The 17878-nt window shown below is 65.7% G+C and carries 18 protein-coding genes; 16 read left to right on the forward strand and 2 right to left on the reverse strand.

The annotated features are described in order from the left end of the window. Nucleotides 1-5 precede the first annotated feature (5 nt). The 14 genes from P1U48_RS11305 to P1U48_RS11370 all read left to right on the forward strand — a co-directional run bounded on the left by P1U48_RS11305 (nt 6) and on the right by P1U48_RS11370 (nt 14105). On the forward strand, nt 6-1163 hold the full coding sequence (locus P1U48_RS11305) for an iron-containing alcohol dehydrogenase (protein WP_301069090.1): 1158 nt from the start codon (nt 6-8) through the stop codon (nt 1161-1163). Nucleotides 1164-1225: 62 nt separating this feature from the next. Beyond that, on the forward strand, nt 1226-1618 hold the full coding sequence (locus P1U48_RS11310) for a hypothetical protein (RefSeq protein ID WP_301069091.1): 393 nt from the start codon (nt 1226-1228) through the stop codon (nt 1616-1618). Nucleotide 1619: 1 nt separating this feature from the next. After that, entirely contained in the window at nt 1620-2594 is a 975-nt protein-coding gene (locus P1U48_RS11315) for a hypothetical protein (RefSeq protein WP_301069092.1), read from the forward strand. Between the two features lie 91 nt (nt 2595-2685). Beyond that, on the forward strand, nt 2686-3321 hold the full coding sequence (locus tag P1U48_RS11320) for a paraquat-inducible protein A (protein ID WP_301069093.1): 636 nt from the start codon (nt 2686-2688) through the stop codon (nt 3319-3321). Next, nucleotides 3300-3962 (forward strand): paraquat-inducible protein A, encoded by a 663-nt coding sequence (locus tag P1U48_RS11325; RefSeq protein WP_301069094.1) that lies wholly within the window; start codon nt 3300-3302, stop codon nt 3960-3962. The genes P1U48_RS11320 and P1U48_RS11325 overlap by 22 nt, the downstream gene beginning before the upstream one ends. Next, nucleotides 3959-6331, forward strand: coding sequence for an MlaD family protein (locus tag P1U48_RS11330; protein ID WP_301069095.1), 2373 nt, complete (start codon nt 3959-3961; stop codon nt 6329-6331). Before P1U48_RS11325 ends, P1U48_RS11330 begins: the two co-directional genes overlap by 4 nt. A 6-nt stretch (nt 6332-6337) precedes the next feature. Continuing rightward, complete coding sequence (locus P1U48_RS11335) at nt 6338-6907, forward strand: ABC-type transport auxiliary lipoprotein family protein (protein WP_301069096.1); 570 nt, start codon at nt 6338-6340, stop codon at nt 6905-6907. Nucleotides 6908-7210: 303 nt separating this feature from the next. Beyond that, on the forward strand, nt 7211-8386 hold the full coding sequence (locus P1U48_RS11340) for an aminotransferase class I/II-fold pyridoxal phosphate-dependent enzyme (protein ID WP_301069097.1): 1176 nt from the start codon (nt 7211-7213) through the stop codon (nt 8384-8386). Nucleotides 8387-8456: 70 nt separating this feature from the next. Then, complete coding sequence (locus tag P1U48_RS11345) at nt 8457-9020, forward strand: DUF4833 domain-containing protein (RefSeq protein ID WP_301069098.1); 564 nt, start codon at nt 8457-8459, stop codon at nt 9018-9020. Nucleotides 9021-9118: 98 nt separating this feature from the next. After that, nucleotides 9119-10135, forward strand: a complete 1017-nt coding sequence (locus tag P1U48_RS11350) for an inositol-3-phosphate synthase (protein WP_301069099.1) — start codon at nt 9119-9121, stop codon at nt 10133-10135. Further along, the gene (locus P1U48_RS11355; RefSeq protein ID WP_301069100.1) at nt 10135-10953 is read left to right on the forward strand and encodes an SDR family oxidoreductase; all 819 of its coding nucleotides are present in this window, start codon (nt 10135-10137) and stop codon (nt 10951-10953) included. The genes P1U48_RS11350 and P1U48_RS11355 overlap by 1 nt, the downstream gene beginning before the upstream one ends. Further along, nucleotides 10950-11837, forward strand: coding sequence for a phosphatidate cytidylyltransferase (locus P1U48_RS11360; RefSeq protein ID WP_301069101.1), 888 nt, complete (start codon nt 10950-10952; stop codon nt 11835-11837). The genes P1U48_RS11355 and P1U48_RS11360 overlap by 4 nt, the downstream gene beginning before the upstream one ends. Nucleotides 11838-11847: 10 nt before the next feature. Continuing rightward, the gene (locus tag P1U48_RS11365; RefSeq protein WP_301069102.1) at nt 11848-12978 is read left to right on the forward strand and encodes an LptF/LptG family permease; all 1131 of its coding nucleotides are present in this window, start codon (nt 11848-11850) and stop codon (nt 12976-12978) included. Beyond that, nucleotides 12978-14105, forward strand: coding sequence for an LptF/LptG family permease (locus P1U48_RS11370; protein ID WP_301069103.1), 1128 nt, complete (start codon nt 12978-12980; stop codon nt 14103-14105). The genes P1U48_RS11365 and P1U48_RS11370 overlap by 1 nt, the downstream gene beginning before the upstream one ends. 16 nt (nt 14106-14121) lie before the next feature. Here the strand turns inward: P1U48_RS11370 and P1U48_RS11375 are convergent, their stop codons facing one another. Beyond that, nucleotides 14122-14880 (reverse strand): NTP transferase domain-containing protein, encoded by a 759-nt coding sequence (locus P1U48_RS11375; protein WP_301069104.1) that lies wholly within the window; start codon nt 14878-14880, stop codon nt 14122-14124. A 110-nt stretch (nt 14881-14990) separates the two neighbouring features. Between P1U48_RS11375 and P1U48_RS11380 the strand changes: the two genes are divergently transcribed. Then, nucleotides 14991-15704 carry a CDP-alcohol phosphatidyltransferase family protein gene (locus tag P1U48_RS11380; RefSeq protein WP_301069105.1) on the forward strand — a complete coding sequence of 238 codons (714 nt, stop codon included), beginning with the start codon at nt 14991-14993 and terminating at the stop codon, nt 15702-15704. Continuing rightward, on the forward strand, nt 15677-16816 hold the full coding sequence (locus tag P1U48_RS11385) for a glycosyltransferase family 4 protein (RefSeq protein WP_301069106.1): 1140 nt from the start codon (nt 15677-15679) through the stop codon (nt 16814-16816). Before P1U48_RS11380 ends, P1U48_RS11385 begins: the two co-directional genes overlap by 28 nt. On the opposite strand, the gene P1U48_RS11390 is transcribed toward P1U48_RS11385, so the two are convergent. Then, on the reverse strand, nt 16786-17769 hold the full coding sequence (locus P1U48_RS11390) for a stealth conserved region 3 domain-containing protein (protein WP_301069107.1): 984 nt from the start codon (nt 17767-17769) through the stop codon (nt 16786-16788). The genes P1U48_RS11385 and P1U48_RS11390 overlap by 31 nt on opposite strands. Nucleotides 17770-17878: the final 109 nt, after the last annotated feature.

Below are 17878 nucleotides of genomic sequence, written 5' to 3' on the forward strand. Positions count from 1 at the left end.
TCCCGATGGCATTTACCCAGGCACCCACCGCCAACTGGTCCTATCCAACCGCCATTCGTTTTGGACCGGGGCGGATCGCCGAACTGGCCGAATCCTGCCGCAGTGCCGGTATCAGCAAGCCGCTGCTGGTCACCGACAAGGGGTTGGCATTGATGGAGATCACCCGCAGCGCGCTGGCGTTGCTGCGGGCGGCCGGGCTCGACGTTGGTCTGTTTTCCGAGGTTGACCCCAACCCCACCGAGGTGAACGTCGCCGAGGGGCTGCGCGCCTATCGCGAGGGCGGTTATGACGGGGTTGTCGCCTTTGGCGGCGGCTCGGCGCTGGATCTGGGCAAGACCATTGCCTTCATGTCCGGGCAGACCCGCCCGCTGTGGGATTTCGAGGATATCGGCGATTACTGGACCCGGGCCGATCCGGCGGGGATTGCCCCGATCGTGGCGGTGCCGACCACCGCCGGCACCGGATCCGAGGTTGGCCGTGCCGGGGTCATCACCAATTCCGAAACCCATGAGAAAAAGATCATCTTTCACCCCAAGATGCTGCCGACGATTGTGATCTGCGATCCGGAACTGACGGTGGGCATGCCCAAGCACATCACCGCAGGCACCGGGCTGGATGCCTTTGCCCATTGCGTCGAGGCGTTCAGCAGCCCGCATTATCATCCGATGAGCCAGGGCATCGCCCTTGAGGGGATGCGGCTGGTGCACAATTACCTGCCGCGCGCCCATGCCAATGGCAATGACCTTGAGGCCCGGGCGATGATGATGAGCGCGGCGGCGATGGGCGCCACGGCGTTTCAAAAGGGCCTCGGCGCGATCCATGCGCTCAGCCATCCAATCGGCGCGATCTATCACACCCACCATGGCACCACCAACGCGGTCTGCATGCCTGCGGTGCTGCACTTCAACCGCGATGCGATTGCCGGGAAATTCGACCGGGTGGCGGCCTATCTGGGAATTCCCGGCGGCTTTGACGGGTTTTGCGCCTATGTCGACGCGCTGAACGATGCGCTGAACATTCCCAAATCGCTGAAAGGTCTGGGGATCGAACATCCCGATCTGGATGCGCTGGCCAGCGCGGCGCTGAAGGATCCCAGCGTCGGTGGCAATCCGGTGGAAATGACGTTCGAGAACACCCGCGCATTGCTTGAGCGGATCGCCTAGCACATTTTTGCTATGTCGATGACGGGTGAGGGGGTAATTTGGCGGCTATTTGGAGGTACTCCATGCGCCGCGATCTCACATTCTGGCTTCTCCTCGGCTTTTGGGCCGTGCTCATGGTGCTGTCGATCATCGTCCCGGCGATGACGGCGGCCAAGGATTTCGGCCTCACGCGCGGGTTCAACCGCATTGAGCTCTTTATGGAATTCCAGATCGCCGGGCTGGTTGTCGCGCTGGTGCTCTGGTTCGTGGCCCGTCGACAGCAAAGCGCGCTGAAACGCTGGCTGGGCCGGGTGCCCGGGGTGCTGGCGCTGCTCGGGATCCTCGGCATCGTGGTGCTGATCTACTGGATCAACCAGCCGCCAGCGATGCCCGGGGATTCACCGGTGGAACCGGAGCGCCCGGTCGCCGCACCCGCCGCGCCGCTTGAGCCGACGGCCCCGGCGGCGGACAATTGAGATGAGGCGCCTGACCGCGGTGCTGCTGGCGCTGGGCCTGGCCGGGCCAGCCCTGGCTGAGGATTGCACAGCGGGCGCCGGGCGGCTGGCCTTTGCCGCCACTGACACCGCGCTGAGTGCCGGGCAGCGCACCGCGCTTGACGTGCCCGGCGGCTGGACCCTGACCTTTGACCCGGTGGCAAGCGGCTGGGATGTCCAGCTGCGCGACTGGAACGGGCTGGACCTGAGCGCTGGCGGCGTGCCGCGCTTTGGCATTGATCCCCGAGCCCTGCATGGCTGGCATTTTCGCAATGCTGCCAACAGCGGCCCGAACACCGGCGATGTGAACGCGCCGCAGGTGCTGCGCCAGTTCCTGTTCGATCCGCGTCTGGCGGGCACGGCCGGTCTGAAACCCTCTGGCGGCGCGGCACCCGCGCCGGACCCGGAACAGGGCCGCGCTCGGATCGAGATCACCGAGATGGCGTTGACGCCGGTCGGGCAGGGCGCGCGGGCCGGATTCCTGTCGGCGCGGGTCGATATCTGCCTCAACTGGCCGGACCCGTCACGCGCGGATCCGCTGGCGGCGCTGGTGGCCTGCGGGCTCGACCTCGCGCGCTGGTCGCCCGCCGCCACCCTGGATCCGCCGGGCCTGGTCGGTGGCTTTGGCACCGGCCCGGCAGCGGATGCGGCGCTGATCGTCACCGGGCGTGCGACGGGGCAGATCGCCCTGGCGCTGTGTCTGGATGGCAGTGATTTGCGGCTGGTCCCCGATGACGGCACGCTGGTGGCGGGCGGGCTGCTGGCCCGGGCCGAGGTCTTGCGCAGCCTGCCGGGGGATCATGGCGCACTTGGCTATTACGGCGAACCGGATTGGCCCAATCCGGAGGGCGAGGTGATCGTCATCGAACGGATCGAGAAATCCATCGACCTGGTGTTCCGCAAAGGCGGCGACTGGCAGGCGCAACGGGTCTATGGCCTGGTCACCGATGAAAAATAGGGGGCCGCGACGGGCACGGCTGGTTGATCCGGCGCGGCGCTGCTATAGCTGGGGGCCAGCCAGACCTCCTATGCGGTAGACCCGGAATCCCATGTCGCAGTCAGCGCCTATCATCCCCGGCCCCGACCCTGCCGATCTGATCGCCTGCCCGCGTTGCGATGCGCTTTACCGGGTCAGCGAACCGGCGAGGGGCGAGCGGGCGGTTTGCGCGCGGTGTCATACGGTGCTGATCGCGCCTCGGCGTGGCGCCGGGCTGCAACTGATCGCGGTGGCGCTGACCGTGGTGATTCTGGTGATCTCGGCAACCATATTTCCGTTTCTGACAATCCGGGTTGGCAACGCCTGGCATTCCAGCTCGATCCTCGGGGCGGCGCTGTCGTTCCATGGCGGGCCCTTCGTGTTTCTGGCGCTGGCGGTGGCGGCGCTGATCGTGTTCGTGCCGGTGCTGCGGGCGCTGCTGATGCTCTATGTTCTGATCCCGCTGGTCTGGGACCGCCCGCCGGCCACCGGCGCGCGCCGCGCCTTTCGTCTCTCCGAAGACCTGCGGCCCTGGTCGATGGCCGAGGTCTTTGCTATCGGCTGCGCCGTGGCGCTGGTCAAAGTCGCGGATCTGGCCGATGTCGATTTCGGCCCGGCCTTCTGGATGTTCGCGGTCCTGGTGGTTCTGGTGGTTGCCCAGGACACCTTCATGTGCAGGTATTCGGTATGGAAATCACTGGAACGGTGACCACCGCCCGGGCCGCCGGGCTGATTGCCTGCCGCCGCTGCACCACGGTGTGGCCGGCAGGCACCGCCACCTGTGGGCGCTGTGGCCATGCCATCGCCTCACGCGATCAGCTGTCGCTGCAAAAGGTCTGGGCCTGGTGGATTGTCGGCGTGGTTTGCTATGTCCCGGCCAATGTCCTGCCGATGCTGCAAACCCGCACCCTGGGCATGGTTGAAAACAACACCATCATCGGTGGCGCCGCGCAATTGGCGGATCATGGCAATTGGGGCGTGGCGATCGTGATCCTGGTCGCCTCGGTGATGATCCCGATTGGCAAATTCGCGGTGATCGCGGCGCTGGCGATCAGCGTGCGGCATGGATCGGGAATGTCCCAGCTCAGGCGGCAACATCTGTTCGAACTGGTCGAATATATCGGGCGGTGGTCAATGATTGACGTTTTTGTCGTGGCATTGCTGTCGTCATTGGTGCAATTGGGTGCGTTGGCTGCCGTGGCACCGGGACCGGCAAGTCTGTATTTCGCGATGTCGGTGGTCTTTACCATGCTTTCTGCGCAGAGTTTTGACAGTCGGATGATCTGGGACCCGGACACAATTGTCAGCCGGGCCGACCGTTTGCGACGCCTACCGGGCCAGCCCGGATGAGCGATCAGATCATCCCGCCGCAGTTGCCGGTCGAACCGGTGCGCCAGTCGATTCTGGAACGGGTCTCGATCGTCTGGATCATCCCGCTGATTGCATTGCTGATTGCGCTGGGCGTTGCCTGGCAATCCTATCAGAGCCGCGGGCCGGTGATCGAAATCGCCTTTGAAAACGCCAGTGGCGTGGTCGCCAACGAGACCGAGCTGCGCTATCGCGATGTCGCCGTTGGGGTGGTCGAGCGGGTGACCTTTACCGAATCGCTCGACAAGGTGCTGGTGCGGGTGCGGGTGGATCGCGACGTTGCCCCCTATGTCGATGAGGATGCGCAATTCTGGGTGGTGCGCCCCAAGATTTCGACCGAAGGCATCGAGGGGCTGGACACCGTCCTGACCGGGGTTTTCATCGAAGGGCTGTGGAACACCAAGCCCGGCAACGCCCCGGCGCGGTTTGACGGGCTGAGCGAGGCGCCGCTGTCGCGCGACGGGCGCGACGGGCTGCGCATCGTGCTGCGTGCGGTCGATGACACCGGCCTGACCGAGAACGCGCCAATCGTCTATCGCGGCATCGACGTGGGCCGGATTGGCCGCGCCCAGGTCTCTGCCGATGGCACCACGGTCGAGGCCGAGGCGATCATCTTCAAGCCCCATGACCGCCTGATCTCGACCGCGACGCGATTCTGGGAAAGCTCTGGTTTCACCTTCAACCTGGGGCCGAGCGGTGCTGAGATCGACTTTTCCTCGCTGGCCTCGCTGATTTCCGGCGGCATCAGCTTTTCCACCGTGGTGTCAGGCGGTGGCGTGGTGACCCCGGGCACCGTCTTTTCCGTTTACACCGACGAAGGCGCGGCCCGCGCCAGCGTCTTTGCCGAGGGCGACGGCGCGCCGCTGAACCTGACGGCGGTGTTTGCCGACAATGTCGCCGGTTTGACGGTGGATTCACCGGTCGATCTTGGCGGGGTCCGGGTTGGCCGGGTGACTTCGGTCAACGGGTTGGTCGATCCAGAGCGTTTTGGCGACCGGCAGGTGCGGCTGGCGGCGACGCTGGCGATCCGGCCTGGCCGTCTGGGCCTGCCCTCTGGCGAGGCTTCGCCCGAAGCGGCCCTGGAGTTTCTGGACAAGCAGGTCCGCGACGGGCTGCGGGCACGGCTGGTGACCGCCTCGATCCTGACCGGCGGGCTGAAGGTCGAATTGCTGATGGTCGAAGATGCCGAACCGGCGTTGCTGGACCAGACCGGGTCGCCGAACCCGGTGGTCCCGACCACCGAAAGCGAAATCGCCGATGTCTCGGCCACAGCCGAAGGTCTGTTCGAGCGGATCAATGCCCTGCCGATCGAGGATCTGATGAACGCCGCCATCGGCGCGCTCGATAATGTCAGCCGCTTTGTTGCCGGTGATGACCTGCGCAAGGTGCCCGGCGACCTCAGGGCGCTGCTTGGCGATGCCCGCGGGCTGATCGGCTCCGAGGCGGCGCAGGCGCTGCCCGGACAGTTGTCGGCAACCACCGAGGAATTGCGCCTGTTGGTCACCCGGCTGAACGAAGACCAAGCGGCGACACGGCTGCTGGCGGCGGTGGATGCGGTGAACGCGGCTGCGGCTTCGGCCACGGCGGCGGTGGCCGGGGTGCCGGCGCTGGTGACCCGTCTGGAAGCGGTGGCGGCCAAGGCGCAATCGCTGCCGCTGAACGAACTGGTGGATGAGGTCAACGCGCTGGCCCGCAACGCCAATGCGGTGATCGGCACCGAGGCGGCCAAGGCGATGCCTGGCGCCGTCACCGACAGCCTGAACAATCTCACCGCCTTCCTGAGCGACCTGCGCGATCGCAATGTCGCGGGCAGCGCCGCCGAGGCGCTGGTGGCTGTGCGTGACGCGGCGGCGGATCTGTCGACCAGCGTCGCCGGGGTGCCGGAGCTGATCAAGAAGATCGACGCGGTGGCGGCCAAGGCCGAAACCCTGCCGCTGAACGAATTGGCGGCGGATCTGGCCAAGCTGCTGGAAAGCGCCGATGCGCTGATTGGCACCGATGCGGCACGGCAATTGCCCGTCGACCTTTCGGCGGCTCTGGCATCGCTGCGTCAGGTGCTGGACGACCTGCGCGATGGTGGCCTGATCGAGAACGCCAATCAGACCTTTGCCTCGGCCCGCGATGCCGCCGACAGCATCGCGGCGGCGTCCAGCGATTTGCCAGCGTTGATCCGCCGTGCCCAGGCGGTGCTCGGTCAGGCCTCGGACGTGCTGCGCGGCTATGATGCCTCCAAAGGCATCGGCAAGGACGCCGCGCAGGCGCTGCGCGAGGTTGAACGCGCCGCCGCCGCCGTGGGATCGCTGTCGCGGGCCCTGGAACGCAACCCGAATTCGCTGCTTTTCGGAAGGTAGATCGACATGCGCTATCCCATCCTGCACGCCGTTTTGGCCCTGTCCCTGCTCACCGCCTGTTCCGGTGAATCCTCGCAGCTCTATTCGGTGCCGCCCGCCGTGGTGAGCGGTGAAAAGATGCGGATTTCCTATCGAAGTGTTGAGCTGGTCGAGGTGTCACTGCCCGCCTATGCGGCCTCTGAAGAGATCCATAGGCGTGGCAACGACGGTGCCCTGACCGCGCAGGGCGGGTTGCTCTGGTCGGATGCCCCGGCGCGGGCGGTGACCCTGGAACTGGCGCGCTATCTGGCGCAGATGACCAGCGCCCGGGTGGCGCCGGAGCCCTGGCCCTTTGCCGACAGGGCGGCGGTGCGGGTCGATGTAAGGGTCGAAGAGATGTTCGCCGACGGCGACATGCTGTTCCGGATGAGCGGCCAGTATTTCGTCGCCCCCGATGCCGGTGGCCGAGACCGTTCGGGCCTGTTTTCCCTGAGCGCGCCGATCGCCCCGGGCGGCGGTGTTGCCGCGGTTGCCGCCGCGCGTGGCGAGGTGGTGCGCGATCTGGCCCGGGACATCGCCAAGGACGGGCTGCGCTGAACTGGCGAGGTGGCGGAAACTGGCCGATTTCCTTCGTATTCTGTTACAATTGTTTCGGTTTATTACGGGATTCGGGCCGCAAAGCCATACAGGCACCGGCGCCCAGCTACCCCGCGTCATTTCCCCTTTCGTGCATTGCATGACGCTTTTATGATCTCTAGAAAGCGTCCCATCGGTGACCGTAAGCCCCCTATGTTTTTGGCACGGCATTGCTATTCAGAGACGCCCGTGTCGGAGGGAAGAGTGGACAAACCGAACCCCAAAAGTTCGAGCTTCGAAGGTTATGCGCGCCGCCGTTTTCGGATGGCCGGTTCTGCGCTTCTCGAAGGCGGACACCCCTGGTTTGCGCATACGGATACGATTGCCGATGCGTCGAATAAATTGGCGGGCGGATACGTCAGCTTTGCGCATTACGATTACCTTGGCCTGCTCAAGGATCCGCGGATGACCGCCGCCGCCAAGGCGGCGATCGACGAATTCGGATCCGGCGCCGGGGCGTCGCGGCTGGTTGGTGGCGAACGCACCGCGCACCGCAAATTCGAAGACGACATGGCCGAGTTTCTGGGCGTTGGCGGGGTGCTGGCGCTGATCTCGGGCTATCTGACCAACATGTCGATCATCAGCCATTTCATGGGTGCGCGCGATCTGGTCATCACCGATGACCTTGCGCATAATTCCATCGTGATGGGCGCCAAGGCTGGCAAGTTCAGCCATATCAAATTCCGTCACAACGACCTCGATCATCTGGAGCATATCCTGACGACGGAACGGTCGAAATACGCCCGCGTTCTCATCGCGGCAGAGGGACTTTATTCGATGGACGGCGACCTGGCCGACCTGCCTCGGCTGGTCGAGATCAAGGACCGTCACGACGCCTGGCTGCTGCTGGACGAGGCGCATTCCTATGGCGTTCTGGGCGACGCTGGCCGCGGCCTGTGCGAACGCTGCGGCGTCGATCCCGAACGGGTCGAATTGCAGATCGGCACCCTGTCGAAAAGCTTTGCCTCTTCGGGCGGTTTCATCGCGGCTTCGAAGGTGGTGATCGACTGGCTGCGGTTCACGCTGCCCTGTTTCGTCTATTCGGTGGGCCTGTCGCCCGCCACGCTGGCCACCGCGCAGACCGCATTGGACATTCTCAAGGCCGAGCCTGAGCGGGTGCGCGCCCTGCATCGCAACAGCCAGATGTTTCTGAGCAAGGCCCGCGCGGCGGGTCTGGACACCCACACCGCGGTGGGCGAAGCGGTGATCCCGGTTCTGTTCCAGACGCAGGAGCAGACGCTTGCCATCTCGCAAATCCTGCTGGAGCAGGGGATCTATGCGCCGCCCATCATCCATGTCGGCGTTCCGAAGGACCTGCCGCGCATTCGGTTCTTCATTTCCGCCGGCCATACAGAGGCCGACATCGACCGCGTGGTCACGGCATTGGCGCAAGCCGCTGAAATGACCGCCGACCTCGTGGGCAAAGCTGTCGGAACATAACTCCATGGCACAGATCCAACCTGTAACCCCGGCCGTGGTCAGGGGAACCATAGCGCTTCTTTTCGCGTTTGTGACGGCTGTTTTCACCCTCGCCGCCCCGGCGGCGCAGGCGGCGCCCAAGCTGAGCCTGCAATCGCGGCAGGTGACGGCGGCGATGCCGGTGTTCCGCAGCGAGTTCCCGCGGCCCAAGGACGGCGGCCAGGTGTTCTTTATCCAGCGCTCGCCGAATTCCAACACGGTGGTCTATGCCGCGCGGGTGACGGGCGGTCAGCTGGACGCCAAATCGCCGGTCTCGGCCTATTGGCGGCGGTACAACACCGATGGCGCGGCCAAGGGGCTGAGCGGCATGGAACGCCGCCTGGCCTATGGCGTTTCGGCAAGTTCCAACGGCGACGGCACCTATGACGTCAGTTTCAAGGCGCTGCCGACGGTAAAACCAATTTTGCGGGTAGAAAAAGGGCGCCCTGCGCTGTTTACCCGCATGGGAGATGAGGAGGCGCGTATGATTTACGCCTACCTCGATGTCGACGACGGCGGGCTTTTCCCGCGTGTCACCGGTCTAAAGCTGGTGGGGCGGCTCGCGTCGGGCAAATACGTGACTGAAACATATCGGGTTACGGGCGGAGAGCTCTGAGAATGACAATTGAAAAGAAAAACCCAATCCGGGTGGCTATTGCCGGGGTAGGGAACTGTGCCAGTTCACTCGTGCAGGGGGTGTCCTACTGCAAGCAGATGGGTGACAAGGCCATCGGGGTCAGCTTCCCCGACCTTGGCGGCTATGCGCCGTCGGACATCGAATTTGTGGCGGCGTTTGATATCGACGCGCGCAAGGTCAATCGCCCGCTGGGCGAGGCGATCATGGCCGCGCCGAACTGCACCGCGACCTTTTGCGATGACGTAAGCGAGCATAAGGCCATGGTGCGCCGTGGTCCGGACCTGGACGGGTTCACCGCGTTCATGCGCAACCAGAACCCGGAGCGGGCCTTTCAGGGGTCGCCGGAACCGGCGCTGACCCAGGCCGAAGTGACCCAGGTGCTGAAGGATTCGAACGCCGAAGTCCTGATCATCTTCCTGCCGGTCGGCTCCATCGAGGCGGTCGAGTTCTATGTGCAATGTGCGCTGGACGCGGGCGTGTCGATCGTCAACGGCATCCCGGTGTTCATCGTTTCCAACCCGGTCTGGGCGAAGAAATTCGAAGATGCCGGCATTCCGATCCTGGGCGACGATTTCAAGGCGCAGTTCGGGGCCACGATCATGCACCGCACGGTGGCGGCCTTGGCCGACATGCGCGGCGTTCAGATCGACCGGACCTATCAGTTGAACGTCGGCGGCAACACCGACTTCCTCAACATGATGGACGGTGACCGGCTGGCAATGAAGCGCGAGTCGAAAACCGAAGCGGTGCAAGAGGCGATGGATGCCCGGTTGGCTGGCGACGACATTCGTGTCGGCCCTTCGGATTATGTGCCATGGCTGAACGACCGCAAGGTCGCCTATATCCGCCTTGAGGGTCGCCTGTTCGGCGGTGTCGCAACCAATGTCGAAATGCGGCTCGAGGTCGAGGACAGTCCGAATGCGGCGGCCGAGGCGCTGGCGGCGATCCGCTGTGCCAAGATCGCCCGCGAACGCGGGATGGCCGGTCCGGTCAAGGCGGCTTCGGCCTTTATCTTCAAGCATCCGCCGGAACAGATGGCCGATGAAGAGGCCTATCGGCAGATGGTCGCCTTTGCGGAAGGGACCACCGGATAATGGCGCGGCCCGGGCAGCACGCCCCGGCCTGGATTTCAGGCGGGTCGAGCGGCATCGGGCTTGAGGTCGCGCGGCAACTCGCGGCCAAGGGTCGGCCAGTGGTGCTGATCGCGCGCAACGCTGAACGCTTGGCGGTCGCGGCGGGCTCGCTCCGCCGCGACGTGCCCGGCGCCGGGGTTGATTGCATCGCTTGCGATGTCACTGATCACGCCGCTGTCATGGCGGCTGTGGCCGAGGCGTTTGCGGCGCGCGGCGCCCCCGGCATTGTGGTGGCCAGCGCCGGTCTGGCCGAGCCGGGCCGGTTCCTCGATCAGGAGATCGGATCGCATCACGCCCAACTTTCGGTCAATTACACCGGCACTCTGAACCTGCTGCATGCGGCGGCCCCGCTGATGCGCGACGCCGGTGGCGGGCAGATGGCACTGATCTCTTCCGGCGCGGCGTTCTTTGGTATTTATGGGTATGGTGCGTATGCACCGTCGAAATTCGCGGTGCGGGCCCTGGCCGAGGTTTTGCGTGTCGAACTGGCGCCGCATGATATTTCGGTCACCCTCTGCTATCCGCCCGACACCGACACGCCGCAGCTGGCCGCCGAATCGCTGACCAAGCCCGAGGCGACCAAGATCATCAGCGAAGGCGGCGGGCTCTGGCAGCCCGGCGACGTCGCCCGGTTGACCATCCGTGGGATGGAGCGTGGCCGCTTTGCGGTCACCCCGGGCTGGCAGATGACCGCGCTCTACTGGATCGCGCCGCTGATCTGGCCGATCATGCGCTGGCACCAGGGCCGGGTGGTTCGCAAAGTCGGTGCCGAAAAATGATCGCGGCCCAGTCGACCCTTGGCGTTGTCGCTGCGGCGCTGGCGCTGTTGTCGCTTGGCTATGCCATCGTTGGCGCGATGAGCATTGTGCCCGCCACCAGCAGCGGTGCCCGAAAAATCTGGCCAATTCTGAATATCGAGGCCGCAATTGTCGGGTCGGTCTGCACAGTGTTCGCCTTTGCCCCGGTCCTGATGCCGCTGGCCTGCCTGGGGCTGATCCTGCGGGTGGTCTGGGAGGCGGCAAGCGTGCGGTTTCGCCCCGGCGGTGCCGGGCTGGCGATTGTCTGGGCGACAGCGGCGGGGCTTGGCTTTCTGCTGCTGATCCTGCTGGTGCCCTGGGGCTGGGCCGTGGCGCTGCTGGCGCTGGCCTGGCTGGCGGCGATGGTCATCCGCCTGACCCGGCCCGAGGCAGCTGCGGCCGATCTGTTCAGCTTTCCGGTGTTGCCGATCCTGGCCTTTGGCGTCAGCTGCACCGGCGGCAACGAGGCGCTGTTTCTGGCCGCCTGGATCGGGATCGAGACCTTTGACAGCTACGCGCTGCTGGCGGGCAAGGTGTTTGGCCGCCACAAGGCGTTTCCGGCTCTCAGCCCGAACAAGACGATCGAGGGGCTGGCAGGCGGCGCGATCATGCTGGTGCTCACTGCGGGTGGCGCGGCGTTGCTGCTGCCCTCGGTCGCTTCTGGTCAGGCCATCGCCTTTGCCCTGCTGATCGGCGTGTTCACGGTGATCGGCGATCTGACCGCCTCGCATCTGAAACGGCGGGCCGGGGTCAAGGATTACCCGCAGCTGGTGCCGCATCAGGGCGGGCTATTCGACATCTTTGATTCCTGGATCGCGACCGGTGGCGCCCTGGCTGTGGTGCTGGCCGTCGCCGGTCTGGCATAGGAGCGGCCGGATGCGTCCCTACCTGCGCCTTGTCCTGGGTCCGACCCTCACCGTCACGCTGTCGATTCTGGCGCTGGTCGAGATCGTCTTTCTGGCCGAGGAATTCACCGGCCTGCTGGAAACCATCGTCAGCACCGGCGGATCGGCGTTTGACCTGATCCGGCTGCTGTCCTGGAAGATCCCCGAAATCCTGGATCTGGCCCTGCCAATCGCGATCTTGGTCGGGGTTCATACCGCAGTCGGCCGGTCGCGCCGCGACGGCGAATTGGTGGTGCTCTCGGCGGCGGGGGCGCCGTCCTGGGGGCTGGTGTCCGGGTTCCTGCTGGTTGGACTGCTCGGGGCCTGCCTCAGCTTTGCGATCAGCGGCTTCATCGCCCCGGCCTCGAGCTTTGCCCAGCGTCTGGCGCTGCATGAAATGACCGTTTCGCATATTGCGGAGCAGATTTCGGCACCGGGTGAAAGCGGCACCACGCTGGTCACCAATGGCACCGATTTCGTCGCCACCGGCACCCCGGACGGGCCGCCATCGCTGATGGTGCGCCGTCCGCCGGGATCGAAACCCTGGCGCTATGCCTTTGCCGGGGATTGGGAGGTCTTGGGCCCCGATGTCGAGGGCAACGGCACCTTCCGGTTGGGTCAGGTTTCAGCCTTTGGCGATTTGGAGCGGCTGGATGGCAAAACCGCCGAGGCGCAGCTGAACCGGATGGCAGCGGGAAGCGTCAAGGTCGGTTTCTCGATGGAGGATGTGCTGCCGGTGCTCGACAATGTGCCGCGCCGTCAGGAGCGGCCGGTGCTGCCGCTGACATTGGGGATCTTCAGCTTTGCTGCCGTCAACACCGCGATTGACCCGCAGCGTCTGGCGCTGACCATTGGGCGTTCGATGCTGGTGCCGGCGGCGGTGTTGCTGGCGTTGATGGCCGTCTGTGGCGGCACCGTGCCCGGGGTCCGGGCGGCGGCGTTTCCGATGGCGCTGATCGGGCTGGTGCTGACCGATCTGGTCGCCCGTGCCTGGCTCGGTGGGTTCAGCACGCCGAGGGCGCTGACTCTGGCCACCCTGTTCGTGGCGGTGGCGGCGGTCGCGGTGCCGATCTCGGCCTTGCGCCTTGCGGGTGAAGCGCTGATCCGGCCGGGGCGCGGATAATGGCGTTGCGCAGCCTCACCGGGCGGGCGATGCGGCTGGCATTGCGCGAACATTTCACCGCCGCGCTGTCGGTGCTGACCGCGTTGATCTTTGTCGCGCTGATGATCGATTTCGCCGACAGCTTTGACAGCCTCCGCGCCGCCGCCGAGGGCAAGTCTCTGTCGCTGGTGCTGGGCAAATACACCCTCTATCGGCTGACCGATATCGTGTCGCGGTTGCTGCCGGTGGCCACCTTGCTGGGCGCATTCCTGGCCGAAGTCCGGCGCCGGGCGTTGCTGGAAACCGTTATCCTGGCGGCCTCGGGTGTGTCGGTTGCGCCGACCCTGGTGGCGCTGGGCCTGCTTGGCGGGCTGAGCGGTGCCCTGCAATGGAAGCTGGAGCGTGACTGGCGCCCGGCGGCGGTGTTCGCGCAGGTCGATTTGGGCGCTGGAGGCTATGCCGATCGCTATGCGCGCGGCTTGACCAGCGATCAGCATTGGTTCGTGCAGGACGATGCCGCGATTGTCGGCCGGGTGCTGGTCGGGTCCCGCCCTGAGCTGCGCGAGGCCAGCTATTTCATCGGTCTGCAGGGGCGCGGCTTTTCCCAGCTGGTCCGGGCCGAACGGGTGTATCCGCTGGGTGACGGCGATTGGCGTTTCGAAAACGCCGAGATCTGGGAGACGACAGCCAAAGGCAGCCTCGTCGGCCGCCCGGTCGCGGTGCTGGATCTGCCGTTGTGGATTGTGCCCGACCGGCTGGAATTTCTGCGCCCGTCACCGTTCTACCTGCCGCAGGATGTGCTGAACGCCCGGGCCACAGCGGCGCCGGAGGATCCCAAGATCGCCGCGACCCAATGGCGGCGCTATACTGCCTGGTTATTGCCGGGGTTGTTTGCCTTTCTCGGCGCCAGCCTGGCGATGACCGGGTTCCGGGGCCGGGTGACACGGATGCCGATCCTGATCGGCATGGCCTTTGGCGGCTATCTGGTGACCCTGTCGCTCAAGGTGTTCTTTGCCCTGGGCGAACTCGGGGCGCTGTCGGCCCCGATCGCGGCGCTGGCGCCGCTGGGCCTGGCGCTGGGTCTCGGCGCCGGGCTGCAATGGTTGCTGAACAGAGAGGCGCGTGGCCGCCGTTTGCCGCTTGGATAATCCCGCCGCAGCCTGGTCAGATCGCCTGGGCGCGTCCGGGTGCCCGCGGCAGCCCGGCGCTGGCGAGGGGCCAGACCCGCATATAGGCATCCGCCAGCATGGTTTCGTCGTCAACCTCGGCCCAGGCCAGATCGTCGATCAGCGGGCAGGTATAGCTGTGACCGGCGGCATGCGCGACCAGCCCGCTTTCGTAATCGGCCTTGATATCGGCGCCGATCAGCTTTTGCGCGGTGGCGCGAAAGGCGTCCAGGTCGGTCGCGGCGAGGGCGGAGATCCCGACCAACTCGCCACGATGCGCCTCGTCCCGGTGATCGGCGCGCTTCGACATGTCGATCAACTGGCTGTCGGCTTTGGTCCAGACATAGACCTCGTCCCCGGCGCTGGTTGGCCCGGACAGGACCAGCCCCGAAGTGCCGCGCAGCATCGGATCGAGCGCCCGGGGCTCATACATGATGTCAGATTCCAGGATCACCACCGGGCCGCTCAGCCCCGCCAGCCCGCATCCCAGCGACCACAGGCTGCCCGAGCGGTGGTAATCGGCGTTGTGCACCAGCTCGACCCCCGGCGTCGCCGAAAATTCCTGCCGGTAGGCTTCGGCCAGATGGCCGGTGACGATCCGCACCTTGGAAATGCCGCGATCGGCAAGGTGCAGCACCGAGGCGCGCACCAGCGGCATCCCGTCCAGCGCGATCATCCCCTTGGGTGTCAGCCGCCCACGGGCGCCCATCCGCACCCCCAAACCGGCCGCCACGATCACTGCTGTGCACTCGGTCATAGTCAACTTCTCCGGCGCGCTGAATCTGCAGCGCGCATGTTACCAATGTTCCGTAAATTTGTTACAGCACCGGAATGCCTGCGCCAAGCTAAGAACGGAGTAACGATCGAGTGACTGAATCTCAAACCCCAAGTGTCGGTGCCTTGGTGCGCAATTATCTGCACAGTCCGAAACATGATGAGGAACTGCATGGCAATTGGGTGATGGCGCTGCTGCATCGTTGGCCGGGATTTCTCCTGAGCGCGCTGTTCTTGCGCGCCGGGATCAGTGCCAATGCGGTGACGCTGACCGGTGCGACGTTTGCCCTGATATTGCCGCTCATGGCCTGGCTGCTGCCGGTACCTCTGGCCGCCTGGACAGTGCTGGTGCTGGGCAGTTTGGTTATCACGCTGGATTGCTGCGATGGTGATATCGCGCGTTGGACCGGCAGCGCATCAAGGCATGGCGCCCAACTGGACTTCGTCGTTGATATGGCGCTGTGGGGTCTCTTGTACGGATCTCTCGGGTTGCTCGCTGACCGGGCGGGTGTCGGTGACGGGGGCGCTGTCGTGACAGGCGGCTGGACCGCGCTGGCGCTGGGGTCGGCCTGGTTGCGGTTGCTGGCACGGGTGATCAACGATGCCGCTGGCGGCGGCCAGACCGTGGGTCAAGGCCCCTGGACCGTGACTACCGCCCTGACCGCCTTCGTTGCCGGGTTGTCGGGCGCCTTGCCGTTTCTGGCACCGCTGGTGATCTGGCACCCGGCGCTGATCTGGCTGTTGGCGCTTTATGCCATTGCCGATGTTGTCAACGCGCTGTGGCGGATGATGGTGCGGGCCGGTTGATGCGGATTGTGCATGTCAGCCCCTATCCGATGGCCCGGCCCGGCGGGGTGCAGAGCAATATCCGGGATCTCTGCGCCTGGTTGGAGCGCCAGGGCCATGAGGTGCGGATTCTGGCCCCGGATGCGCAAGATGACGCCGCCACCCGCCGCATCGCCCTCGGCCATGCGCGCGAGGTGACGCTGCATGGCACCGAGTTCGAGTTCAGCTATGCCGGGCCACTGGCGCTGTCACGCGCGGCGCGCGGGTTGCGCGACTGGGGGGCGGAACTGGTGCATCTGCACACCCCATGGACCCCGATGATGCCCTGGCAGCTGTGGCGCAAGCTGCGCCTGCCCAGCGTCGCCACCTTTCACGCCACCTTGCCTGATATCGACCCGGCAACCGCCAAGCCGGGGCTGGAGGACCGCTTCATCGCCCGCGCGGCGCGCTATTACCACCGCCGGTTGGCGGCGTTGATCGTGCCGTCTTCGGCGCCCCAGGCACAATGGGCGCGGCTGGGGGTGACGCCGTTGCCGCAGATCCTGCCGCCGACCATCAACCTGGCCGATTGGCGCGCCGCCGACCCTGGCACAGCCCGGCGCGCGGGGCCGTTCCGGGTGATCTATCTGGGCCGGTTCGAGGCGCGCAAAGGTGTCGATGTGCTGCTCAGCGCCTGGGCGCAACGCCCGGCAGCGTTGCGCGACGCTGAACTGGTCCTGGCCGGGCGCGGTGCCCTGCCGGGCCCGCTGCCCGAAGGGGCGCGGCTGGTGTCCGACCCGGACCGGGCCGCTGCGATTCGGCTGGTGGCCGAGGCCGATGTTTCGGTGGCCCCGGCGGGCTGGGGCGAAAGCTTTGGCCTGGTGCTGATCGAGGCGATGGCGGCGGGCACGGTGCCGGTGGCGGCGGCCAATGCGGGCTATGCCACGGTGATGACCGGGGCCGGACGCGATCTGCTGTTCGAACCGGGCGATGCCGCCGGGCTGGCGGCGCGGCTGGCGGAGTTGGCAACCGGGCCCGCGCGGCTGGCCAGGCTGGCCGACTGGGGCCGTGCCCATGCGCTCGACTACGATGTCAGCCGGGTCGGACCGGCCTATCTGCGGGTTTACGAGGCGGCTCTGGAGACGCGTTCATAGGGCGAGGGATTGGGATGCTGGCGCTCAAGCCAGCGGCGCATCATCGCCACCACCCGCGGGTTCGGACGTTCACCGAAATTGTCGTTCAGCGTCGTGGTGATCGGATTGGCGCGCGCGTTCCATTGCAGCTTGGCCCAGGTCCAGGGCAGCAGGTTGTCGACACCGATATAGCCCTCCATCTGCCGGGCCTCAGCGGCAGTGGCGGCGCGGGCCCAGCCTTCGGCCACCGCGACCTGCGGATAGAGGAACTCCGGCGGCACATCCTGCGGGCTGCGAAACCGGCTCTGCCGGGTGGTGACAATCTCAGCCGCGAAACGATCGGTCATCGCGGCGAAATTGACCTTGTCGATCAGCTTCGGTCCATGGATCACATGGAACCGCTCGCGGGCGCCATAGCTGCGGTCAAGGGCGGCGGCGGCCCGCGCCAAAGCATGGTTCCAGGCGCTGTCCTTCTGTGTCAATTGTGCCCCGGTCCGCACCCGGCGAGTTGAAAAATGTGCCACGCTGCGGCCATCCGGATCGCGCAGCCCGGCCAGCAGGCCGGGGCGGTTCACCAGCATGTCATCCTCGAAATAAAGAAACCGCTCGCTGAGCCCGGGCAACAGATGCAGATGGCTGACAATCGCAAAGGAATTGAAGGTCGGCAGGATCGCCGGATCCATCACCTGGTCGTGGTGATGCACGGTGATCCCCGGTGCTTCGACGTTCAGCCAGGCTGGCACCTGCGGGCGGCAGGACAGGATATGCACATGGCCCAGTTCCGGCAAATGCCGCAACGAACGCAGCGCATAGCGCAGCGTGTCCAGATTGTCGCGGGTGCGGTTGGCGCTGCTGTCGGCGGGCAGATCGGCATAGTGCGACTGGGTCTCACGATACCCCTCAAAGCGGTCGTCGACCCAGGTGTAGACCACGTCGATCTTGCCGGTTTCCGTGGGTCTGCCGGTTGCTGTCATATTGCCCTCTGCCGCTGTCCTGGGGATCGCACCAGACGCCCTGATAGCCGAGCGTGAAGGCCGCGTCGAGGCGGACCAATTGCCACCCCGTGGCCGCCCCATTGCCGGT

Source organism: Pseudooceanicola sp. (assembly GCF_029213205.1).
GTDB lineage: Bacteria > Pseudomonadota > Alphaproteobacteria > Rhodobacterales > Rhodobacteraceae > Pseudooceanicola.